The sequence below is a fragment of the Flectobacillus major DSM 103 genome, from assembly GCF_000427405.1.
Taxonomy (GTDB): domain Bacteria; phylum Bacteroidota; class Bacteroidia; order Cytophagales; family Spirosomataceae; genus Flectobacillus; species Flectobacillus major.
The window spans coordinates 1,545,443-1,568,743 of record NZ_KE386491.1 but is presented as its reverse complement, the minus strand read 5'-3'; the positions used below and the strand labels follow the sequence as shown (position 1 = coordinate 1,568,743).

Annotated in this window: 17 protein-coding genes; 10 read left to right on the top strand and 7 right to left on the bottom strand. The window is 38.0% G+C overall.

Features of this window, described 5'->3' with window-relative positions; genetic code table 11:
• Window positions 1–12: 12 nt before the first annotated feature.
• A complete protein-coding gene (locus tag FLEMA_RS0108320) occupies window positions 13–2,922 on the bottom strand; it encodes a DEAD/DEAH box helicase (protein WP_159102666.1) in 2,910 nt (969 codons plus the stop codon).
• A gap of 555 nt (window positions 2,923–3,477) precedes the next feature.
• Here FLEMA_RS0108320 and FLEMA_RS0108315 point away from each other — a divergent pair.
• The 5 genes from FLEMA_RS0108315 to FLEMA_RS0108295 all read left to right on the top strand — a co-directional run bounded on the left by FLEMA_RS0108315 (window position 3,478) and on the right by FLEMA_RS0108295 (window position 6,678).
• On the top strand, window positions 3,478–3,702 hold the full coding sequence (locus FLEMA_RS0108315) for a hypothetical protein (RefSeq protein WP_218918522.1): 225 nt from the start codon (window positions 3,478–3,480) through the stop codon (window positions 3,700–3,702).
• Between the two features lie 14 nt (window positions 3,703–3,716).
• The gene (locus tag FLEMA_RS0108310; protein WP_026995068.1) at window positions 3,717–4,457 is read left to right on the top strand and encodes a hypothetical protein; all 741 of its coding nucleotides are present in this window, start codon (window positions 3,717–3,719) and stop codon (window positions 4,455–4,457) included.
• A 67-nt stretch (window positions 4,458–4,524) separates the two neighbouring features.
• A complete protein-coding gene (locus tag FLEMA_RS0108305; protein ID WP_026995067.1) occupies window positions 4,525–4,779 on the top strand; it encodes a CBU_0592 family membrane protein in 255 nt (84 codons plus the stop codon).
• Window positions 4,780–4,819: 40 nt separating this feature from the next.
• Window positions 4,820–5,485: a cyclase family protein gene (locus FLEMA_RS0108300; RefSeq protein WP_026995066.1), complete on the top strand. Its 666-nt coding sequence runs from the start codon at window positions 4,820–4,822 to the stop codon at window positions 5,483–5,485.
• A gap of 32 nt (window positions 5,486–5,517) precedes the next feature.
• The gene (locus FLEMA_RS0108295; RefSeq protein WP_026995065.1) at window positions 5,518–6,678 is read left to right on the top strand and encodes an MFS transporter; all 1,161 of its coding nucleotides are present in this window, start codon (window positions 5,518–5,520) and stop codon (window positions 6,676–6,678) included.
• 66 nt (window positions 6,679–6,744) lie between these two features.
• Here the strand turns inward: FLEMA_RS0108295 and FLEMA_RS0108290 are convergent, their stop codons facing one another.
• A complete protein-coding gene (locus FLEMA_RS0108290) occupies window positions 6,745–7,575 on the bottom strand; it encodes a sulfite exporter TauE/SafE family protein (protein ID WP_218918521.1) in 831 nt (276 codons plus the stop codon).
• A gap of 202 nt (window positions 7,576–7,777) precedes the next feature.
• Here FLEMA_RS0108290 and FLEMA_RS0108285 point away from each other — a divergent pair, with 202 nt between their 5' ends.
• Both FLEMA_RS0108285 and FLEMA_RS0108280 read left to right on the top strand, forming a co-directional pair.
• Window positions 7,778–10,738, top strand: a complete 2,961-nt coding sequence (locus tag FLEMA_RS0108285) for a ligand-binding sensor domain-containing protein (RefSeq protein ID WP_081681280.1) — start codon at window positions 7,778–7,780, stop codon at window positions 10,736–10,738.
• Between the two features lie 76 nt (window positions 10,739–10,814).
• A complete protein-coding gene (locus FLEMA_RS0108280; RefSeq protein ID WP_026995062.1) occupies window positions 10,815–11,456 on the top strand; it encodes a response regulator in 642 nt (213 codons plus the stop codon).
• Between the two features lie 138 nt (window positions 11,457–11,594).
• Here FLEMA_RS0108280 and FLEMA_RS0108275 read toward each other — a convergent pair whose 3' ends face one another.
• From FLEMA_RS0108275 to FLEMA_RS0108265, 3 genes are all read right to left on the bottom strand, one after another.
• Window positions 11,595–13,922: a glycoside hydrolase family 65 protein gene (locus FLEMA_RS0108275; protein WP_026995061.1), complete on the bottom strand. Its 2,328-nt coding sequence runs from the start codon at window positions 13,920–13,922 to the stop codon at window positions 11,595–11,597.
• A 215-nt stretch (window positions 13,923–14,137) separates the two neighbouring features.
• Window positions 14,138–14,785 carry a beta-phosphoglucomutase gene (pgmB, locus tag FLEMA_RS0108270; protein WP_026995060.1) on the bottom strand — a complete coding sequence of 216 codons (648 nt, stop codon included), beginning with the start codon at window positions 14,783–14,785 and terminating at the stop codon, window positions 14,138–14,140.
• Between the two features lie 105 nt (window positions 14,786–14,890).
• The gene (locus FLEMA_RS0108265; protein WP_026995059.1) at window positions 14,891–16,795 is read right to left on the bottom strand and encodes a glycoside hydrolase family 13 protein; all 1,905 of its coding nucleotides are present in this window, start codon (window positions 16,793–16,795) and stop codon (window positions 14,891–14,893) included.
• 240 nt (window positions 16,796–17,035) lie between these two features.
• Here FLEMA_RS0108265 and FLEMA_RS0108260 point away from each other — a divergent pair, with 240 nt between their 5' ends.
• The 3 genes from FLEMA_RS0108260 (at window position 17,036) to FLEMA_RS67965 (ending at window position 21,308) form a co-directional block, all read left to right on the top strand.
• Window positions 17,036–18,949: an alpha-amylase family glycosyl hydrolase gene (locus FLEMA_RS0108260; RefSeq protein ID WP_229359390.1), complete on the top strand. Its 1,914-nt coding sequence runs from the start codon at window positions 17,036–17,038 to the stop codon at window positions 18,947–18,949.
• Between the two features lie 116 nt (window positions 18,950–19,065).
• Window positions 19,066–20,397: an MFS transporter gene (locus FLEMA_RS0108255; RefSeq protein ID WP_026995057.1), complete on the top strand. Its 1,332-nt coding sequence runs from the start codon at window positions 19,066–19,068 to the stop codon at window positions 20,395–20,397.
• A 128-nt stretch (window positions 20,398–20,525) separates the two neighbouring features.
• Window positions 20,526–21,308 carry an N-acetylmuramoyl-L-alanine amidase-like domain-containing protein gene (locus tag FLEMA_RS67965; RefSeq protein ID WP_144080059.1) on the top strand — a complete coding sequence of 261 codons (783 nt, stop codon included), beginning with the start codon at window positions 20,526–20,528 and terminating at the stop codon, window positions 21,306–21,308.
• Window positions 21,309–21,366: 58 nt separating this feature from the next.
• Here the strand turns inward: FLEMA_RS67965 and FLEMA_RS0108245 are convergent, their stop codons facing one another.
• Both FLEMA_RS0108245 and FLEMA_RS0108240 read right to left on the bottom strand, forming a co-directional pair.
• Complete coding sequence (locus FLEMA_RS0108245) at window positions 21,367–22,311, bottom strand: universal stress protein (protein WP_026995056.1); 945 nt, start codon at window positions 22,309–22,311, stop codon at window positions 21,367–21,369.
• A gap of 241 nt (window positions 22,312–22,552) precedes the next feature.
• The gene (locus tag FLEMA_RS0108240) at window positions 22,553–22,981 is read right to left on the bottom strand and encodes a hypothetical protein (RefSeq protein WP_044171116.1); all 429 of its coding nucleotides are present in this window, start codon (window positions 22,979–22,981) and stop codon (window positions 22,553–22,555) included.
• Window positions 22,982–23,301 lie beyond the last annotated feature (320 nt).

Below are 23,301 nucleotides of genomic sequence, written 5' to 3'. Positions count from 1 at the left end.
AAATCATCCTATCTATATTTCTTTCAGGTAATTTCTCAATTTGCCTGAAGGGCTTGTTCGAGATGGGTTAAAAATACTAGCATTACCAATAACAATAAAACTTTGTTTTGCCCTCGAAACGGCTACATTTAACATATTAGGCTGGTTGTTTCGGTCAAAAAATAGGGTTTCGGCATCACCTTCTCCATATACTGGCGAAAAAAGGATTATTTCGCGTTCTGCACCTTGTAGTGCATGAACCGTACCAATTTTCATTTGGCCTACATCTAAGCCTACTTGTCGTAGCAAACTATACAGTAATCGGCGTTGGCCTTTAAACGGCGTAATAATACCCACCAAATCTTCGATTCGACGGTAGTTGTTTGATAATTGGCTAAAATGTTTTTCTATTATACTGCGGTTTTGGAGTAGCCAGCGTTTTATTTCTTGGGCTTCTACTTCATTAAATCGGTCTCTGTTGACTACAGATGAATGGCTTTCTTGATGCAACAACAACATCGGAGGAAATAACTGCTCATGCTCAGATAACACCTTCATGGGCTTTAACATTCCAGAATAGGCCAAATCATTACAATAACTAATAATCTGGGTATGACAACGGCGGTGTTCGAGCAACATCATACCTTTTTGCCCCGACAAGTTGCTTTCGTCGACAATCGCTGTTGCATTTTGTGCCATTTTCATCAACGAGCCACTCGAACATAAAAACCCCTTTTGAGCTAGTGCTTGCCTCAAAGAATCTCGCTCATCTGCTATGATTTGGTACTTGAGCAAATGCCCTATATCTACTTTAGGAATCGTATTCCAAACTGGTTCTATTTGCATGGTATCGCCCACAATAATAGCTTTTTGGGCTAAGGCAAAAACCGCCACACCTACTTCGGGGCTTACCTGCCCCGCCTCGTCGACAATCAACCAATCTACAAAATCGAGTAAGGGTGGATTTTCCCATTTTTTAGCACCATCTTCTTTTTCTCCTGCATATTTTAGGTACGAAAAAAACTTGGGTGCCATAAAAAAGGTACTTACAAAACACGGCGTAAGCATGGCTCTGGTTCGCCACACCTGTTTTTTACCTTGTAGTCCTTTGTTGGGGGTATTGCCATCGAGCTGCTCTTGCATGGCTTCGAGCCATCGACCTTCCCAATAATGAACGGCCAAATGAAATGCTTTGTTTCGGATTGTGGTGTCTATTTCATCAAAAAAATAGCCTTTTGCCTGTGGATTTTGTAGCTTTTCGAGTTCTATTTGCCACATTGCAGTTTCATCACTGGCGGGATTTCCTTTAATTTTGTGCTTTTTTTTCCACCGCTCCCAGTCTCTCCAAGCCTGAGTTACTTCTTTTATCTGCCGTAGTTTACTTTGAAAAAAAGCCAACAAACGCATACGAGAAGTGTCTTTTAGGGCATCCAAACTTAAAATCGTTTGCCGAACCATTGGCCGAGCCGACGAGTTTATCATAAAAATCTGTTCTTCTATAGCAGTTTCAAAATCTAGCCAAAACAGTTTTGTTTCTTCTACCAAGGCCCAATACTGCTGAGCTATAGCCTTTTGGGTAAATTCCGCCATTTTTTCACGAACAACTTTCCACAACACCTGTCCTTCTTGCAAGTCGAGTTGTATATTTCTGATTTCTTTTTGTATCAAAAAATAGGCTTCCGATACATCTTCGACTGATTTTCGGGTATGGCGTTTTACCATATTGAGGTAATAGCGTGTGGCTTTTTCATGATACGACTCTTCCTCTAGGCGAGCAAATAATCCTGATTCATCTATTTTCAAAAAATTAATCTGTGCAAGTTCTTTTTCGGTCTTACTTCGTGCGGGCAAATAGGTGGCATATCCCGACACATCGGGTAGCCATCGCTCACGGAGTTCATCGCTGGCTTGGTCGGTCTGCATAAAACTTTCCTGAATATTCAACACGGCTTGGTTGTTGGCCGAGCATGCCAACATAATCGTAGGGTCTTGCCCTCGCAAAGCCGACAATACCACTTCGTTGGCCACTATGCTTTGTAAAAGTGTAGTTTTACCTGTGCCTGGCGGGCCATTTACGGCAAAAACTCTCGATGATTTTTCGGCTTGATTGAGGGTATATAAGCTTTTTCTTTGTGAAATACTCAGGGGAAACGCCTGCCCCATTTGTCCAAGATGCCCAATGTGGGCAGTCAAAAAATCCTTGGCTTGAACTGGGGCTTTGGGTGTAAGCACCGAGTCGATAGTAATAAATTCGTTGAGAAGTGGAGGTAGTGTTTTTTCTTGTAAAAGAGCCTCGTACAGGGCTACAATAGCCGCTCCTGCTTGAATATCTTTTTCGGGTAAAACTATGGTTGTTTCATTAACAACGGTATAAAGCTCTTCTGAAAAGCCAGAGAGTGGCTGGCCTGTCAGTTGTTCAAAAACATCATGCAGGTATGTAAGGTATTCATGCCAGTGTAAAATACTTTTTTTCTCGGCAGCATAAATTTCCTCTAGGGTATCTATCGAACAAAATATATAATCATTTTCTTCATTTCCTACTGGACTCATCAGCTCGCGAGGCACAACAGGATAATATTCGTCGATGGGCCGTAACTCGCCTAATCTGTCCAGAAAAACGGGTATCCAAAACGGATACAAAGGTTTATTGGCTGTAAAATAAGTGCTATACTCGGTTTGGGGCAGTACTTTAAAAGGTGAAAGCAAAATAGTTACCTTGTCGAGTCGCTCCCATTTGGGGTCACTTTCTTTTTTTATTCCTTTTTCTCGGTTAATTTTTTTCTCCTCTTTCTCAAATATTGCTTCAGCCTGTTCTGAAGGAAGGCGACCCTCCGACAGAATATCGTCGGCCAGCACCACAGGGTTAGCACTTTCTACATCAATATTGGCACGCATCGCATACAATAGACTCTCTTTCCAATATTCCAACAATTTTTTACGCATATTTCCCAACATAGAGTAGCTATAATAAGTAATTTTTTATAATCTATTATGTACAATTTGCTTATGGCCCCCACAAGGGTTTATCCTAGTTTGAATATACCGAACCCCAACCTCATAAGTACAATTGTTCTTTTTTCTTTACCAAACACCTGATAATCTTCCACTTACAAAACTTTTTTATCAAAATCAACGTTATAACTATATCGAATCTAGCAAAATATAGTAGCTGATTTTGAGCTTTTGGTATGTTTGATACAAAAGCAATTTGGCAACAATAAAGTGATTGTATCACTCAAAAGGCATTTATACTATTAGCTATTCAAAAAACAGGAGTATTGCTATATTCGTCACTTTTATTGTAGGCACATACATAGTAAAATTAAACAATAATAGTTTTAAACTGATGGTAATCTAACAAAAACATGATTCTTAGAGCTGGATGAGTCGATGACAATATTTTTCCGAAAAAGTAGTTTATTCGGTACTCAGTATGTAAATTTGCTTAACGAGTATATCATTCATTCGGTTTTAAGATTATCAAATTATAAATACGATATGGCTATTCTTAAAAATATTTTGGTTTTCCTTTTAGGCTCGACAGAATCTGATTTTCCTGTTTATGGCAAAAAATCGAAAATGATTCTTTCGGATGCCAACATGACCGAACAACTGTTAGTGGCAATCGACAAAGAAAAACACGGAGAAAGTACCACTACTATTACTGGCAAAAAAGGTTCTTTCAAGATAGAACGTGTTTCTGAAATGTATATGGCCAGTTAATTTATTCCTATTGTATGTCTGGAATTACCTACGGAGTAGCCCTCATTATTTTATTCTTTATTCTTCCTGGCGGGCTATTTCGACGAGCCTATTTTCCCCTTCACCTTTCCAATTATCATTTAAGAGCTAGTAGTTTTTCAGAAATTGCTACCACTTTGGGGGTAGGCATGACCATGCAGTGTATCGCTATTCTGCTCGTCAATCACTTTCACCCAACTTTAATGGTTGATTTCAAGCTTATTGCTAGCTTATTGAGTGCTCCAAGTCCTTCTGTTTTAGGCCAAATTCAGGGCAAGCTATGGCATATTTTTCTTTATAATATGGTCTTGCTTACCCTTAGCTTTGTGTTGGGAAAGGGTTTGCAAAGAATTGTATTGCGATTTGGACTAGACGAACGCTTTCGGGCCTTGAAATATGATAATTCATTCCATTATGTATTTTCGGGAAAACAATATGCGTGGCGACATTCAGACGAAATTTTGTCGTATATGAATGTCTGTGTAAAAATTGATAATGATTTTTTTATTTATTCGGGCATTTTACTTGACTATCAGCTCAATAAAGACGGACATTGCGAACTGATCGAACTAGGTAAAGTAAAACGCAAAGTAATTAATAAAGAAAATGATGCTTTGTCGAATATGCTAAAAAAGAACCATCACCATGAATACAATATCCATTGTGACAAGTTATTTATTCCTTACAACCAAATTCTCAACTTTGGTATAACTTATTATAAGATTCGGGAAGTATAATTTGTTGTAGCTAATATTCAAACAATTACAATTTGGTATTTTTTATTTTGTACAATTACTTAACTATATGGAAATTTTGATAGAAATATTGGGCTGGATTGGCTCTGTATTGATTGTAGGAGCGTATGCCTTTAATATGCAAGGAAAATTAAAAGCTGATAGCCCACTTTATATCTGGAGCAATTTATTGGGAGGTATTTTCTTTGTGGTAAATACCCTTGCCCATAAAGCCTACCCTTCGGCAATGGTCAATGTCGTTTGGGTTTTTATTGCTATTTATTCAATTATCAAAGCCCGAAAAGCAAAGTCTTCTATCAAATAAAATGTGTATATATTTCACTTAGCAATTAACCTCATAGCTTATGAAATTCATTGATTTAAGTCATGTTATCGAAGAAGGTGTAGTTACTTATAAAGGACTCCCCGCCCCTGTTATTTGCGATTTCTGGACTCGTGAAGAGTCTCAACAATGGTACGAAGAAGGTACGTCTTTTCAAATGGGCAAAATAGAGATGGTTTCTAATACAGGAACGTATCTGGATACACCTTTTCATAGATATGAAGAGGGTAAAGATTTGTCGGAAATATTGGTAGAACAAACCGCTATGATAGAGGCTGTACTAGTACATATTCCTTTTGAACAGCAACTCAGTATTGATGCCTCGTATTTTAAAGGGTTAGCTCTTGAGGGTAAGGCTTTGTTGGTATATACAGGCTGGGACACCCACTGGAAAACCGATAACTACTATAGCGGTAATCCCTTTTTGACAGCCGATGCAGCCGAGTATCTGGTAACACAAGGCATAAAATTAGTAGGTATCGACTCACATAATATTGATGATATTTCGGGCAAATCACGGCCTGTACATAGTATTTTGCTCAAAAATGAAATCTTAATTGTAGAACATCTTTGTAACCTAGGAGGTATTCCTAAGGGAGTTCCCTTTAAATTTTGTGCCACTCCTCCAAAAGTAAAAGGGATGGGTACATTTCCTGTGAGGGCTTATGCTTTGCTCGAATCGGAGTAAAACATAAACCCTCACAACTAGCTATTGATTAAATGACTTTAAAAAAATCGGGCAGAGTTATGCCCATTGTAGTGTTTGCCCAGTTTGCTGGTACATCGCTTTGGTTTGCGGTAAATGCTATTTTAAAAGACCTTCAGCAAGAACTCCCTGTTGTCGATAATTTTCTTGGCAATATGACCTCGGCTGTTCAGTTGGGCTTTGTTATAGGTACTTTATTGTATGCGTTATTTACGATAAGCGACCGTTTTTCGCCAGTAAAAGTATTTATGATTTCGGGCCTTATTGCGGCTTTATTAAACTTGCTTACTTTATTGCTGGCTCATTCTTACGAAGCCTTATTATTAATTCGGTTTGGGGTAGGATTTTTTTTGGCTGGTGTGTATCCTGTTGGCATGAAAATCATGAGCGACTGGTACAATCAGGGCTTAGGCCGAGCATTGGGCTATTTGGTTGGAGCATTGGTATTGGGTACGTCGTTTGGGCATTTACTCACGGCCTTATCTTTTCATTTGGCATGGCAAAATAGCATTATTGCCTCATCGGTATTAGCAAGTGTTGGGGCCATTATTGTAGGAATGTTTATCAATGATGGCCCATATCGTAAAAAATCTGGTGGATTTAGACCTAGGGCTATTCAAAGTGCTTTTGCCAATCTCTATTTCCGAAAATACGCTTGGGGCTATTTTGGGCACATGTTTGAGTTATATACATTTTGGGCTTTTGTCCCAGTAATATTACAGACATTTCAAGATACCCATCATAGCAAGCTAAATATTCCGTTTTGGTCATTTATGATTATAGCGGCTGGCGTAGTGGGCTGTATTGTTACAGCAGAATTATCAAAATGGATAAAAAGTCAACACTTGGCTTTTTACAGTCTCTTGATTTCGGGTATTTGTTGTGTAGTATCGCCTTGGGCTTTTGCTTTGCCAAGTAGTATTTTTCTGATATTTATGCTTATTTGGGGCATCAGTGTTGTTGCCGACTCGCCACAGTTCTCAACATTAATTTCACAAAATACACTTCCCGAAACTCGGGCATCGGCACTTACTATTGTCAATAGTATTGGCTTTGGTATAACTATTTTGAGTATCCTTTTTACGCAATATCTCCTAAAAGAATGGCATAGCCCTTGGGTATACCTACCGCTGGCCATTGGCCCTATTGCTGGCCTAACTGCCATGCGTAACTAATTCAGCTATGTGGTTTTGAGGACAATCTATTATAAGCAACAACAAATTGCCTATAATAGATCGTATTTATAGTTTTATAATATCATAACCAAAACGAATAATTACACCTATTACAACTATCAAAAAAAATACCCTTACAAAAGCACTTCCTTTGAATAAAGCCAAACGAGTACCAATAATTGAACCTAAAATATTGGCAATTCCCAAAGGAATAGCTACCTGAAAAAGCACATCGCCCGACGACATAAAAAAGATAATAGCTGGCACATTAGACGCACAATTAAGGATTTTGGCATAGGCAGAAGCATGCAAAAAATCTAAACTAAAAATAGACACAAAAGCAAAAATCAAAAAACTACCCATACCAGGCCCAAAAAAACCATCATAAAATCCTAAGACAGCTCCTGTGGCAAGAACGCCAAGCAGAAATATATTACCGACATATTTGGGTTGATGGTGGGTACCCATGTCTTTTTTTATAAGGGTATAAATAAATACTAATACCAACAATACCAAAATAATAGGCTTTAGGGTATTCTTGTCTAATGAAGTAACCAACCTAGCACCCAGCAAAGCAAAAACACCCGTAACCAATATAGCAGGCAATATCACCTTCCAATCTATTTTTACTTTTTGCATATACTGCGATGCCGCCACGAGTGTTCCCGACACCGAAGCCAGTTTATGTGTTCCTATAATTGTAGGAATTGTAAATTGTGGCAAAAAAATTAGCAAAGCAGGTAGTTGAATCAAGCCCCCACCACCAACAATAGCGTCGATAAAGCCTGCACAAAAAGCAAAACATGAAAGTAACAAGATGGTTTGTAGGGTAATGTCGTCTGGTAGCATTATATCAAAATAAAAGCGTTGATAAAAGAAAATAGGGCCTTTACTCATTTCTTATTTTATGGTTCAATCCTGTATAAATAAACCACCTGAGTCGAAAAAAAATGACTAAAGATGAATAATATTAAGGCTAATTACTGAGCAAAACTCAAAATAAAGCCTTATTCTTGAAATAGCTCGCTGTTTTGAGTAACTTATCGGTAATTATTCACCACAACATTACAAAATAAAAGTATAAAACCTTTTATCTGCCATGATGCGAGTTTTTATTGGTATAAGTATATTCCTCATATATTCCTTCCAACTTTTAGGGCAGATAGACATCCGGCATTTGACCATCAAAGATGGCCTTACCCAAGGCTCGGCCTATTATATGCTCAAAGACAGTCGAGGGTTTGTATGGATGAGCTCAGAAGAAGGTATTAATCGCTACGATGGTACACAGATTGTTAGCTATACACATTCCAATAACGATACTACAACCATTGGTTCGGGGGCTATTAGGGGTATCGTAGAAGACTCTCAGGGGGATTTATGGATTGGTACAAGTCAATGCCTCAACCGATATGTACGCCAAAAAAATAGTTTTGAACGCTATTATGCTACAACATCGAGTATTACCAATGCCTTTTATGCCAACGACCATGAAGTATGGTATATCAACGACCTACAAGGCATTATGGCCTATAATTTTCAGAAAAAATACTTCAGACATATTTTTCCTCATGTCAAAAATCAAGAACACTTTTCTTTAAGCTTTATTGCCCATGATACCCGTAGAAAAGGTATTTGGTTGCTCTCTAATGGACAACTCCTTTTTTATCAATACGCTCCCAAATACAAGTCTATTTTGTATAACAACCTCATTAGTCATCAAACTATTACGGCTTTTGAGCTCGACAGTACAGGGAATATCTGGCTGGGTACAAATACATCCTTGTACAAAATGCAATTGTCTCCCTTGCGGCTCACAAAATTCAATTTCCCTCCACAAAAAACACCTTATAGTATTTATAATATCAAAGAAAGTGCCAACCACCAACAGCTTGCCATTGCGGGTAATTTTGGGCTTTTGATTTTTAATCAAACAAATAATCGTTTTGAAAAAAGCTATACTCATATCCCTAACGACCCCAACTCACTAGCCAATAATGAAACGGCTTTTGCCATGATAGATAATCAGCAAATTATTTGGGTCAATTCAGACCCTATTAGCAACGACGTGATTTTGCCCCAAACCTACAAAGTACACTCGTTTATTGATAACCCCAATGATATGCTCGACCTCAACCAAAACGCTATCAGAGGGCTTGCCGAAGATAACCAAGGGTATTTGTGGATAGGAACAATCAGCGATGGGGTTCGGAGATATAATCGTGCTACAGGTCAGTTTAAAAAATATACCATTGCCAACGGCCTCCCCGACAACAGTATTCGTCAAATCATCGTTGACAAAAAGGGGGCTATCTGGGTAGCTACAGCGTATGGCTTTTGTATGTTTAACGCTATCACCGACCGCTTCCAATCATATTCTAATCCTTTAGACAAACAGAAATACCAAGATGCCAACTATATTAATGGGATTTTACCACTAAAAGACAACGCATTTATATTAAGCACCTTATCTGGGCTTTTTGTTTTTAAAGGCCAATCGTTCAAGCCCTTTTCAGACGACAATCAACCACAAACAGGGGCTTTGTATTTGGATGAAAAAGAACAGCTATTATACACCGCTTGGAAAGAAAAAGGTATCGTGATTTATGATATGAAGCTATCTAAACCAAGTGTTGTTAGCAACCTTGTAAAAGGAAGTTATGTCTTTAGTTTTTATCGTATGCCAAACAGCAATTCTCTTTGGATTTGTACCAATCAGGGGCTTCTCAAATATGATATTGGGCAGAAAAAAATCATCACTACTTTGGGAACAGAACAAGGCTTATCAAGCAATGTAGTATATGGAATCTTGGAAGAAAATGGTTATCTGTGGCTCAGTACCAATCGAGGCATTGTACGGTTTGACCCAAAACGAGAAGTTTTTTCAAAAATAAAACAAGATTTGCTTAAAGAATATAATAGCAATGCTTACCTAAAAACACAAGATGGAACGCTATTTTTTGGCAGTACAACTGGCCTTAGTTATTTTAAGCCTCTGTTTCCTAAACAAACGGTATCAACCATCGTTAATACCTATATCACACAACTTTCTATTAATAACAAGCCCGCTCAATCTATACCCTTTATTGGCGAATTAACCCAACTAGATTTGAAATACAGTGAAAATACTTTAGCTTTTGATTTTGTAGCAATTGACTATTTTAGTGAAGGAGATATTTCGTATAGTGTTCAGCTTGAAGGTTTTGATAGAAAACGAATACAGTTAGGAACACAACATAGTATTCGATATACACAACTTCCACCAGGCAATTATCAATTAAAAATTTATGCAACCAACTATGCAGGTATCGATGCCCCGCCCAAGGTATTGGCTATTACGATAACACCTCCTTTTTGGCAAACGTATTTATTCAAAATAAGCGTATTGTTAGTACTAATCCTTTTCATTTATCTACTCTCAAAATATTATTTTCGGAGCAAGCTATTAGAACAACGACGAAGATACCGAACAATAATCAATACACAAGAGTCTGAACGACAACGAATTGCCCAAGACTTACACGATGATATAGGAAACTCTCTGGCAGCTATCAAGAATATTGTTTCGCATCAATACAACCTTCCCGATATAGAACAGATGCTCAATCAAGTGTCGGAAGATATGCGTAATATTTCCCATAATTTGGCCTCTATCAACTTCCAGCAAACGTCTTTAATTAAGGCTACCGAAATCTTGATTTTGAGACACAACGAGTCGAGTAAACACAAAATCAAGTATCAGTTTATGGTAAATGGCAACGAAAAAAGGCTACAGTACGACAATGAGCTTATTGCCTACCGAATTGTCTGTGAGTTGCTCAACAATATCGAAAAGCATTCGCAAGCCCACAATGCCATTGTACAGTTTTCATTTACCGATACTTTATTGACAATTGTAGTAGAAGACGATGGCGTTGGCATTAATAAAAGCCTAACTAATCAGAAAGGTATAGGTATGAATAATATCGAATCGAGGGTGCGTTTTCTGAATGGAACTTTGGTGATTGATGATGATGGAAATGGAACAATTATCATTGTAGATATACCATTAAATAAATAAAACGCAGTATTTTTATTTCTATAAATTTACTTTGCGGTATTGCCCCTACTTTTTAGAACATTATGAAATTCAATTTATGATAAACGATGAATTCTATAAGCCCATTAAAGTAATGATTGCTGATGACCATAAACTATTTAGCGATGGGCTAAAAATGATTTTATCTGCTGACCATTCTATTGAAATAGTAGCTCAAATTCACCACAGCAAAGATATTCTGTCAGCTATTCAGCAGTACATACCTCACTTAGTCATTTTAGACTTCAATATGCCTCATTTCAGTGGACTTGAAATTATGAAGTTGCTAAGCGAAAATACTATTTTAGTCAATGTTTTAGTACTGAGCTCTTATGCCGATGAACAACAAATTGATAAGTTTAGGCAGTTTGGGGCAAAGGGGTATTTTCATAAAACCGTGGAGTCGGCCGAACTTATCGAGGCTATCAAGCGAATTTATCGTGGAGAAACGTGGATTGTCCAAAAAAGCATCAAAGTAGAGGGTGTCGAAGAAGATTCTTTTATGAAAATGTTTAAGTTGACGAATCGAGAAATGAAAATTATTCAACTTATTAAACATGGAAAATCATCAGCCGATATTGCCAATGACCTTTTTTTGAGTAATCATACCGTCAATACGCACAAACGCAATATTTACCTCAAATTGAGCATCAACAACGAACGAGAATTGTTGAAGTTTATTAAGGATAATGGTATGTAGCACTTCCTGACACTATTTTTTTGACCCAAAATGATACGAATAAAACATACTAGACAATTCTACTATTTCTTTTTTCCATTAGCTGCCGTAGGTATCTCGACAGCTAATAGAAAAAGGATATTCAAGAATTCCTCAATATTATACCAATTGCGTTTCGCCTAGAGCTACTACTACCGAGCTGGCAGCTTTTACATCGAAGGCTTCACCATGTACAAAAATCTGAATATCAGTACCTTCCAAGTTTTCAATGGTAACTTGCTCAGATGTTGTAATTATATTCAACAAATTACTTCTAAATCTAATTTTGAAAGCGAACGATTTCCAGTTTTCAGGAACAAACGGGCTTAAATACACCTGTCCTTCTTTTACACGCATTCCTCCAAAACCTTTTACAACCGACATCCAAGTTCCTGCCATTGAGGTAATATGACAACCATCTTCGGTATCGTTGTTGTAATCATCCAAGTCTAAGCGAGCCGAACGTTGGTAAAACTCATAACTACGAGCTTTGTCGCCCAATTTGGCTGCTAAAATCGAGTGAACACAAGGACTCAACGACGACTCATGAACTGTCATTGGCTCATAGAAGTCATAATTGCGGCGTAAAATATCAATATCGAAATCATCTTCAAAGAAATAGATACCTTGAAGAACATCGGCTTGTTTGATAAAGCAAGAACGAAGGATTCTATCCCACGACCATTTTTGATTGATTGGGCGGTCGCTAGCAGGTAAATCTTTTACCAAAGTAAGTTCTTTGTCCAAGAAACCATCCTGCTGTAAGAATACCCCTAGTTGCTTGTCTTCTGGCAAATAGATATTGTCGATAATATGTTGGAATTTACCAAACTCTTCCTCCTCGTTCAAGTTCAAGATTTGAACTAACTCGGCATAGCGAGCAGCATCCATAGCCTTCACTTTTTCGGCAGATTCTTTGGCATATTTCAAACACCACGTAGCAATATAGTTGGTATACCAGTTATTATTAACGTTATTTTCGTATTCATTTGGCCCTGTTACCCCTAGCATTACATATTGTTGCTTGTGCGAAGACCAATTGACACGCTGAGCCCAAAAACGAGCAATACCCATTAATACCTCTAAGCCATATTCAGCCAAATACGCTTCGTCGTTGGTATAATTGATATAATCATAAATAGCATAAGCAATAGCCCCATTGCGGTGGATTTCCTCGAAAGTAATTTCCCATTCGTTATGACACTCTTCGCCATTCATGGTTACCATTGGGTACAAAGCAGCACCATCTTTGAAGCCTAATTTACCTGCATTTTCGATAGCACGCCCCAACTGTTTCCAGCGATATACCAATAAATTGCGAGCTACCTGCTGGTCGGCAGTAGCTAGGTAAAAAGGAATACAATATGCTTCGGTATCCCAGTAAGTTGAGCCACCGTATTTTTCACCAGTAAAACCTTTTGGTCCAATATTCAAACGAGCATCTTCGCCAGTATAAGTTTGGTTCAATTGAAAAATATTGAAACGAATACCTTGTTGAGCAGCTACATCACCCTCAATCACAATATCGTTGGTTTTCCACTTCGATTCCCACTTATCGGCTTGTTCGGCTACCATTTTCTCAAAACCTTTGGCTGCAATACGTTTCAGATAGGCTTTTGCTTCTGTTAATAAATCTTCAACAGCATAATTTTCGGAAGATAAATTACACGCATATTTCACCAAAACGGTTTCTTGACCCGCAATAACATCTAAACTCACCTGGCTAGCCACATACTTTTCGGCTTTGAGAGGAAAGCTCTGAAAATCAATCGCTTTTTCGTCTTGGAAAATCTCAAACTTTTGTCCTGTTACCACATGAAAACCTGTTTTTTTGGTACGAAGCTCGATATAGCCTTCGGCAAAAGCAGTTTCACGGTGGATTTCGTCCCAAAACTTCTCGTCATAGTTGGCATCTTTGTTTTTGATATCGCCATCAATGAATGGAGTTAGGGTTAATTTTCCGTCAAAATTTATAGGAGTTACCGCATACCGAATAGCCCCCGATTCATCATCAACAATCGAGTTAATTCGTTTGGCATGTACTTTTACTTGTTTTCCACTTGCTAGTGTTGCCACAAAAGAACGCTCTAAATAGCCGTCTTTCATGTTAAGCACACGACGGAAATCCGATACTTCGCAATGATTCAAATCGAGTTCCTCATGGTCGATTTCAACTTTGATACCAATCCAATTGGCAGCATTCAATACTTTTGCAAAATATTCAGGATAACCATTCTTCCACCAACCCACACGGGTTTTGTCTGGATAATAAACGCCTGCTACATAATTCCCCTGAAGTGTTTTGCCTGTAAAGGTTTCTTCAAAGTTGCCACGCTGGCCCATGCGTCCATTTCCTAATGAGCAAACCGATTCGGTAATTTCGTTATATTCACGGTGAAATCCCTCTTCAATTATACACCATTCGTCATGTTTCAAATAGTCTTTCATTGTTTTATATTTGGATGGTTAATGGCAATGTATTCAACTATTTCCATTCTTTCAATACTAACGCCTATCTTTTTCACGTAAGTTCTTGGAAATGTGCAATTCATTGGTTCAATTATTTTATTAGCCTGCTAAATTAGTAGAAATAATAAAAATTATATTTGCTGTGCTAAGCTGTTTTTTTCAAAAAAAACCAACCCTTTCGGATTGGTTTTGTCTTAGAAGTTTAATCTACCTAAAGTCATTTCTTCAAAAGTACTAATCACAAAATCTGCTTGGGTGAGTACCTCGGCCGAGCCTACTCCAATAGCCCTCATTCCTCCTGCTTTGGCGGCTTGAATACCTGCTACGGCATCTTCAAAAACCACACATTCAGCAGGTTGACATCCTGTGGCTTCTGCCCCTAGCAAAAAAACCTGTGGGTCGGGCTTACTTTTGTTGATATTATTACCGTCTATAATGGCATCGAAATACGATAACATTTGGATTCTTTCGAGTATCAATTTTGAATTTTTGCTAGCCGAACCCAATGCTATTTTGATACCATTTTCACGCAATAAAATTAAAAAAGCAGTTACTCCTGGCAATACTTCGTTGGGAGTCATCTGCATCACCAAGTCTAAGTACCATTGGTTCTTTTTATTGGCCCAGTCCAATTTTTCGGCATCAGTTAGGGTAACGCCCCCCCATTGTAATATCAAATCGAGCGACTCCATTCTACTAACTCCTTTGAGTTGCTCATTTTGGTGTTCGGTAAAATCAAAACCTAATTCATTGGCAAGCCTTCTCCATGCTTGAAAATGATACACTGCCGTATCTACAATCACACCGTCGAGGTCAAAAAGGCAGGCTTTTACAGTTGTCATATTTATTGTATTTGGTTAATGGATACTATTGCGATTGTGGAGTGTTGCTATCCAGAAGCTTTCAACAAAAATTTTATCTGCCTTGGATAGCCTCCTTTTTTCTTCTTAATGCCCCAATTCAATTACCTGAATCGACATAGGGCTCACTTTTACCTCTTTTAAATTCGATACAGTAGTACCCGATATGATATCTTTTCCTGTTGAGAAGCCCTTGAGTCTTTCTTCAAAACGAGCTGTATTCAAGGTTTTCTCATCTTTATTTTGACTCATAATCACCATAATCGACTGATTGGTATCATGACGAAAATACACATAGATACCATCTTGTGGTAAAAACTGGGTTAATTTTCCTGTTTGTAAAGCCGATGAACCTTGACGATAATGAGCCAAATTTTTCACAAAGTTAAAAGCTTCATTCTCTTTTGGTGTTCTTTGTGTTGCTAAAAACTTATTTTCTTTATCATCAGGCCAGCCACCAGGAAAATCTTGACGTACTTCTGCATCGGACGGATTCTTAAAGTTTTTCATCAAAATCTCTGTGCCATAATATAAATGAGGAGTACCTCGTGTAGTGAGCAAAAAGCCCAAGCCTAGTTTGTATTTGTTCATATCTTCACCAATAACCGAAAAATAGCGGTCTTGGTCATGATTATCCACAAAAGTCATATTCAAATCAGGATTTTCGTAAAGAGCATCCGAGGCCAATACCGAATAAATTCGATTAAAGCCTCTTCCCCAATCAAAATTTTGATTCAGTGCGTCATTAATAGCATAATACAACACAAAGTCGTTGGGTGATGGTAGATTACTTTTAAATGGAACATTGAGGTTGTTGCGTGTAAAATACGCCTGACTTACGATGCTTTGAACCGAGTTTTCACCTGTGATAAACATATTGGGATATTCGTCTAACAAAGCCGAGTTACAACGATTCATAAACGCCAAATCGTTGTACTGATAAGTATCTACTCGCCATCCATCAATACCAAAATACTCGACCGTCCACAAGGCATGTTGAATCAAATAGTTGGCAACAAATTCATTTTTATGGTTGAGGTCGGGTAAAAATGGCACAAACCAACCGTTTTGTTGAACCTTGAAGTCGGCCTGATTGCCATGAGTAATATCGACAACAGGTTCGTCACGATACGATGTATTGGTATAAGTATCCCATTGATTGAGCCAATCTTTTGAAGGCATATCTTTCAAAATCCAGTGATTGATACCCACATGGTTATAAACCGCATCCTGAATTATTTTCAAGCCTTTTTTATGAGCTTCGGTTACTAGCTCCAAATAGGCGGCATTGCCTCCCAAACGTCTATCAACATTGTATTGGTCGGTAAAACCATAACCATGATAGGCCGAACGCATAGCCCCACCTTCGTTGGTTTGAGGTTGATTGTTTTCAATTACAGGATTGAGCCACAAAGCTGTTGCGCCCAATTCTTTGAAATAATCGAGGTGATTGGTAATACCTTTGAGGTCGCCACCATGGCGTAAAAAGGGATTTTTTCGGTCTGATTCGGGGTCGGCCATATCAGCAAATTTGTCGTTGCTAGGGTCGCCATTGGCAAAGCGGTCGGGTAAAATCAAATAGATAAAGTCTTTAGCATTGATTTCCTGAGGTTTTTTGTCACGAATTTTCAATTCAAATGGTTGCGACAGTTTTACGATTTGGTCTACTACCTTTTTCTTACCTTTTTGTATTTGAATTGTTTTGGTAAGTTCAATATTAAATTTACCTGCCTGAGTAGTAGGGGCGATTTTTAGGTCTAAAAAAAGATAATTAGGATTCTCTACTGTATGTACTTTTTCGAGGCTTACACCAGCGTAATCAATTTTTACATCTGCCCCTTTGATATTTTTGCCATACACAAGCAACTGTAAAGAGGGATTTTTCATACCTACCCACCAGTTAGACGGGTTGACACGCTGAATACTTGGAGATTGAGCCATAACAGTGGCTACCAAGCAGCATAAGAGCAATGATAAGATTGTTTTTTTCATAATTTGTTTGAAATGGTCAATGGAAATACAACGAATGTCTGTGATTTTATGCAATTGAGATGCAATATTCGAGCTACTTGTACTTACTTGTACAATTTGGATTTGCAATTTTTCAAATAAATTCAGGAATTTCCTAATAATAAAATCTTAAATTGGGACAAAATTTATGTAAAGGTAAAAGAAAGCAAAATAGCACGAATCTGTGCTAAACTGTGCTAACAACCAAATTTTATTCTAAAAATGTCTCAAAAACTCTTCAAAATCACAACATTCTTAGGTTGTTTAATTTTCATTTTTATGGCCAAGGCTCAGGTCGTAAAAAAAGCAAATATACCAGAGAATAAAGGCCGTATTGCCAAAACAAAGAATTATAGTAAATTCAATAATAAAGATAGTAACCTTAAAAAACACAAACCCAGCGAGTACAAAAAGATTATGACGACCAAAAACGACAAGCTAGTAGTCCTACAAATGATGTTTCACCTTTGGGGCAATACCAACACAACCAACAAAATGAATGGGTCGGCAGCCGAAAACGGTGTTACCAAATTTAAAGATATTAATGACAAAGCCTTGAAAGAGCTTAAAAAGTTTGGCTATTCGCATCTTTATATGACTGGTTTAATTGAGCATGCCACCATGGAAGACCTTACAGCTTTGGGTATTCCAAAAGACCACCCCGATGTGGTGAAAGGACGTTGTGGCTCGCCATTTGCTATCAAAGATTATTTTGATGTGAATCCTTTTTTTGCAACAAATCCAGCCAAAAGAATGGAGGAATTTGAGGCAATGGTAGCTCGTGTACACAAAAATGGCCTTAAAGTTGTCATGGATTTTGTACCAAACCATGTGGCAAGGGTGTATCATTCAGACATGAAACCAGAGGGTATTCGTGATTTTGGTGCCGACGACGACCAGCATAAAGCTTTTGACCCACACAACAATTTCTATTATTTGCCCAATACTTCCTTTCAGATTCCCGACGGCGTAAATGCTCCCGTAAAAGCCGATGGCCCTTATGTAGAATCACCAGCGAAGGCTTCGGGAAATGACGTTTTTTCGGCCAAGCCAACCATTGATGATTGGTTTGAAACAGTAAAATTAAACTACGGAGTAGATATTCTAAATGGCCGTTCTCGGCATTTCGATCCTATTCCTTCTACATGGCTCAAAATGGTTCAGATTCTGAAATATTGGTCGGCCAAGGGAGTTGACGGCTTTCGTTGCGATATGGCAGAGATGGTTCCTGTAGAGTTTTGGCAATATGCTACTAGCGAAATTAAAAAGGAATATCCCGAAATGATTTTTATTGCCGAAATCTACAACCCTCGTGAATACCACAACTATATTAAAGTAGGTGGATTTGACTACCTCTACGACAAAGTAGGGTTGTACGATGGTTTGCGAAGATTGGTAGAACAAAAACATGAGGCTACCGTCGAAGATATTACGCGTGTTTGGCAACACGAATCGGGCGATATTTCGGAACACATGTTGCGTTTTCTGGAAAACCACGACGAGCAACGCATCAATACGCCTGCATTTGCCAATGGCAATCCTTTTGCGGCTATTCCTGCTATGGTGGTTACGGCAACGCTACATACTGGCCCTGTAATGATTTATTTCGGACAAGAACTTGGCGAAAAGGCCGACGGAAAAGAAGGCTTTAACCAAGCCGACGACCGTACTACTATGTTTGATTTTTGGGGAGTACCTTCTCATCAGGCATGGATGAACAATGGCAAATTTGATGGAGGGTTGCTTTCTGAAGAACAAAAACAGCTTCAAGGCTTTTATAAAGACCTTCTCAAGTTTGTTAACAGTTCAGATGCCGTTCAGCATGGGGCATTTTTCGACCTCCAATATGTTCAAGGCCAAGGCTACGACCGTCGCAAAGTGTATAGCTATTTGCGACACACCGACAAACAAAAACTATTAATAGTTTGCAATTTTGACCACCACAAAGAGCAAAATATTACCGTAAATATTCCAGAAGGAGCTTGGCAGGCCATGGGGCTACACCCAACAGGCAAATTTGCCCTAAAAGGGGTTTTTAACCTCAATGAAAGCAAAAACATACTAGGCAACGAAGGTGTACCCGTAAGATTATTACCAAATTCTGTTGCTATTTATGATATTTCTTCTAAAAAATAGTATTTTGCAATAGTAATTGAGCAAATCAATGCTACAAGTATTCACAGAAAAGCTTTTGTTGGTAGTTGTATGATTGCTTTGCTCAATAAAATCCCTATCATCCATTAACCATCTTTATGAAAAAAATTAATAAGCCCTTTCTAAGCTTAACACAAATTATTAATATGAGTGTTGGCTTTTTGGGTATCCAGTTCGGCTTTGCCCTTCAAAACGGCAACGCATCACGTATTCTTCAAACCTACGGTGCCGATGTAGAACACCTTTCATGGTTTTGGCTAGCAGCACCCCTTACAGGTATGATTGTGCAGCCTATTATTGGGCATTATTCTGATAAAACATGGGGGCGGTATGGTCGTCGCAAACCCTATTTCTTGGCAGGTGCTATTTTAGCGGCTGTAGCTTTGGCTTTTATGCCTAATGCTTCTTTTCTGGCAGGAGTATTACCAGCGGTTGTACTTGGAGCAGGATTTTTGATGTTTATGGATGCCTCGTTCAATATTGCCATGGAGCCATTCAGGGCATTAGTAGCCGACAACCTTCCCGACGAACAAAATACTACGGGCTTTTCGGTACAAACTACATTGATTGGGATTGGTGCAATTGCAGGGGGATTTTTGCCTCAAATTTTGAACAAAGTCTTTAATATTTCCAACGAGTCGGCCAATGGTAATGTACAAGAAAATGTGCTTTATTCATTTTATATTGGTTCGGCGGTTATTCTTTCGGCTATTTTATGGACAGTATTTACAACCAAAGAATATTCGCCTGCCGAAAGAACTTCTTTTGGTTTTGAAGAAGAAAATCATGACCAAAATAGCCTTAAAGACATCTTCAAGGATTTTGCAGCTATGCCTATCACTATGAAGCAATTGGGCTTGGTACAGTTTTTCTCGTGGATTGCCTTATTTTCTATGTGGGTATATGCTACTCCTGCGATTGCTCATCAGGTATATGGCTTGCCATTGAGCGACCACAGCTCAAAGGCTTATAACGATGCTGGCGACTGGGTAAGCTCGTTATTTGGGATTTATAACGGTGTATCGGCATTATATGCCTTGGCTTTGCCTAAAATTGCTGCTCAATTTGGCAAAAAAACAACTCATGCTTTTTCACTGATTTGTGGTGGTTTAGGTCTGACCTCAATATTTTTTATCACTAATCCCGACATGCTATTGCTAAGTATGATTGGTGTAGGAATTGCTTGGGCAAGTATCTTAGCTATGCCTTATGCCATTTTGGCCAACACTATTCCTATCAACAAAATGGGTGTTTATATGGGTATTTTCAACTTTTTTATCACGTTTCCCCAAATCGTTAATGGAATTTTTGGTGGTATGATTGTCAAAAATATCTATGGCTCAAACTCCATTTATGCTATCTTAACGGCAGGCGTATTTATGATTTTAGGGGCTATTTCAGTGCTTTTTGTTCGTGACGAAAAAGCGTAACCCTATTGGTTTGTCTTGTATATTTGTCTATTCTTTTTTTCAGGACATCAACAAACCCTTATTCTATTGTGATTATTTATCAAGCATCATATTACAGCACGAGGTTTAAGGCTTATGTCTTAAACCTCGTGCTTTTATTCTGTGGACTCAATACTGCCTTGAGCCAAACTACCGACGAAGCTATTTTTAAGGGTATCATGAGCCAACCTTTACCTAGCAAAACAGCAGAACGAGCCTTGTTTATTGCCCAACAGTGGCTTGAAAAACCCTATACGGCTCATTCTTTGGAAAGTAACCCCGAAAGTTTGGTAATCAATCTTCATGAATTTGATTGTGCTACCTTGGTCGAAAATGCACTTGCTATAGCTTTAACACGTGACCAATCGTTTGCTAGTTTCAAACAACAATTACAAGCTTTAAGATACCGACATGGAAAAATTAATGGATACGCATCTCGTCTGCATTATTTTACCGATTGGCTAACTGAGAATGAGCGAAAAAAAGTTTTAATGAATATTACTCAACAAGCTGGCGGTAAACTTTATAAAAAAGCCCCTTATTTTATGTCGGCTCATCAGCAAAAATACCCTCAAATGGAAGATTATCGCACCAGTGAGGCGATCAGAATGGCCGAAGTTAATTTACAAAGACAAACGTTCTACTATATTCCTAAGGCAGAGGTTGCAGCCAAAGAGATAGCTATTCAAGACGGCGATATTATTGCCATTACTACTTCTATTGCTGGCTTAGATGTTTCTCACGAAGGGCTGGCCATTCGGAAAAATGGCAGAGTGCATTTGCTTCATGCTTCGTTAGATGCCAAAAAAGTGATTATTTCGGAAGAACCCTTAGCCGACTATCTTAGTAAGCACAAAACGCAGACAGGTATTATGGTTTCGAGAATCCAATAAAATAAATCAGGATAAGCAAAATTTGCTTATCCTGAATAAAACCAACATAATCTATAAATCAAATTACTCCGTGAAACTGAGCTCCATAGCTCAGATTAATCAACATATTATCTTCGGTGGTTAAGTGATACGTTTTCTCTTTTTCTATCGTAAGCTTACTTGGACGCACCGACAAAACAGGTACTTGGGCATGATTGACCACCTGTTGAGAATAATTTCCTGCAAAGTATTCCTTAAAAGTATAATCTGTAGTAGCCGTAATTACCACCAAATCGACCATTAATAATGATGCTATTTCATTTACCCTTTCGGCTATATCACCACCATGATAAAATAGCGACTTATTGGAAATACCCTCTTTGTTCAAATGCCCGACAAGTGTATCTAACAAATCTGTTACTTTTTCGATATACACAGGATTATCTTCCGACATCCCCACCACAGTCCATTCGCTCTTGTAAGCCGACAGTATTGCCTTGGTAAAATCCAGCTTGTCCAAAGCCCCTTCTACAGGTCTAATCGGGAACAATACCTTTGAAATCCCCTTCCACTGATGATATGTCGGTACGGTAAGTACAGGGCAAGCAGCATTTTTTACTACCCGAAAAGCATCTGAACCAATCAAAAACTCTTGAATCCCCGATGTACCGTGTGTACCCATTACAATGAGGTCGATGTCCAATTCTTTGGCACAATCCACAATTTCCTGACTTACCTGCCCTACTTTTACAATACGTTGAATATCCCAGAAACCTCGTTGTTTATATTTATCAAAAAGTTCATCAAGCTTACGCTCATTTTCTTTGATAATGATATCGGAAGAAATATCCACGACCATACTACCGTCGGGTGCAATCATCATAAAGCTAGAATCCACCACATGAAGTAAACTAACACTAGCTTTGTGTTTTTGAGCCAAGTCGATAGCTACCTCCAAAGCATTTGTAGAAGTTGTACTAAAATCTACAGGTATTAATATTTTACTAATCACCAAATTTTCCATAGTCTTGTCAGTGTTATGGCTGAGGTTACTCGGCAAATAATAATCAAATAGATTTGAACAACACTCAGCGGTTGTTAACATTTCTAATACGATACAAATGTATTGGGGCTGTCTTGGAAGTAGGTTAGAGCCAAATTAGAAATAAATTAGAAAACCCCAAAACCATGAATTTTATCATGATTTTGGGGTTTTATTATAAATATCCGATAAAAGCAAGGAAGCGTTCGCTTAGTCGGTCAAACTATCTTCTTCTTTTTTTAGTCTTAGTAACAATCCTTTTGCTAGAAGCAGTTTTGTATTGTTGCTCCAAAGCCGATATTCTACTTTTGGTAATTTCGATATTTTCCAAGTTAGCTTTTTCAATCGTTTCATAACTTGCTGTCAACTGGTTGTAGTCTGTCAACAAACGGTTATAACGCTCGGTCAAGCTTTCCATAGTTTCCTTACCATCTTCTTGGCATTTGGTATAATCTTCAGTTTTTTTCTTGAACTGGCTTTCAAGGCTAAAACGGAAACTACTAAGCTCTACATTCTCTTCTCGTTCCTTCTTCAAAGTATTTTCCAACTGTGCTACTTGGTTTTGCAAAGCTGATATTTGCTTGGGTTCAGTACACTGCGTAAACATTAACGGCAAGGCGGCTAACGAAAGGAATTTTATAGATTTATTCATAATTACTTAGTCTTAAACTAATATAAAAGTTTTTTTATGAAATATATTAATAACAAGTATCCTTAATTTGAGATTGTAAATAGCACTTCAAGCAAAGGAAAAATTCTAATTTTATTATTGAAAGTACAAAAATAGCTATTTGCAGCATGAAAATACTTACTTTTTCCTAGAAATCATCTCTCATACTACAAAAACAGCTTTAAGGTACATAAAATCTTTTGAATTTGTAAAATAACTCACAAATTTAATGAATGAAGGAATGAAGGAATGAAGGAATGAAGGAATGAAGGAATGAAGGAATGAAGGAATGAAGGAATGAA

Excerpts from the sequence above, each read along its gene's own strand:
- FLEMA_RS0108290 (WP_218918521.1), bottom strand. The coding sequence starts at position 7,575 with ATGAGTAAAGGCCCTATTTTCTTTTATCAACGCTTTTATTTTGATATA.
- FLEMA_RS0108255 (WP_026995057.1), top strand. The coding sequence starts at position 19,066 with ATGAAAAAAATTAATAAGCCCTTTCTAAGCTTAACACAAATTATTAAT.
- FLEMA_RS0108310 (WP_026995068.1), top strand. The coding sequence starts at position 3,717 with ATGTCTGGAATTACCTACGGAGTAGCCCTCATTATTTTATTCTTTATT.
- FLEMA_RS0108320 (WP_159102666.1), bottom strand. The coding sequence starts at position 2,922 with ATGCGTAAAAAATTGTTGGAATATTGGAAAGAGAGTCTATTGTATGCG.
- FLEMA_RS0108285 (WP_081681280.1), top strand. The coding sequence starts at position 7,778 with ATGATGCGAGTTTTTATTGGTATAAGTATATTCCTCATATATTCCTTC.
- FLEMA_RS0108245 (WP_026995056.1), bottom strand. The coding sequence starts at position 22,311 with ATGGAAAATTTGGTGATTAGTAAAATATTAATACCTGTAGATTTTAGT.
- pgmB (WP_026995060.1), bottom strand. The coding sequence starts at position 14,785 with ATGACAACTGTAAAAGCCTGCCTTTTTGACCTCGACGGTGTGATTGTA.
- FLEMA_RS0108300 (WP_026995066.1), top strand. The coding sequence starts at position 4,820 with ATGAAATTCATTGATTTAAGTCATGTTATCGAAGAAGGTGTAGTTACT.
- FLEMA_RS0108260 (WP_229359390.1), top strand. The coding sequence starts at position 17,036 with ATGTCTCAAAAACTCTTCAAAATCACAACATTCTTAGGTTGTTTAATT.
- FLEMA_RS0108275 (WP_026995061.1), bottom strand. The coding sequence starts at position 13,922 with ATGAAAGACTATTTGAAACATGACGAATGGTGTATAATTGAAGAGGGA.
- FLEMA_RS0108305 (WP_026995067.1), top strand. The coding sequence starts at position 4,525 with ATGGAAATTTTGATAGAAATATTGGGCTGGATTGGCTCTGTATTGATT.
- FLEMA_RS0108265 (WP_026995059.1), bottom strand. The coding sequence starts at position 16,795 with ATGAAAAAAACAATCTTATCATTGCTCTTATGCTGCTTGGTAGCCACT.
- FLEMA_RS0108295 (WP_026995065.1), top strand. The coding sequence starts at position 5,518 with ATGACTTTAAAAAAATCGGGCAGAGTTATGCCCATTGTAGTGTTTGCC.
- FLEMA_RS0108280 (WP_026995062.1), top strand. The coding sequence starts at position 10,815 with ATGATAAACGATGAATTCTATAAGCCCATTAAAGTAATGATTGCTGAT.
- FLEMA_RS0108315 (WP_218918522.1), top strand. The coding sequence starts at position 3,478 with ATGGCTATTCTTAAAAATATTTTGGTTTTCCTTTTAGGCTCGACAGAA.
- FLEMA_RS0108240 (WP_044171116.1), bottom strand. The coding sequence starts at position 22,981 with ATGAATAAATCTATAAAATTCCTTTCGTTAGCCGCCTTGCCGTTAATG.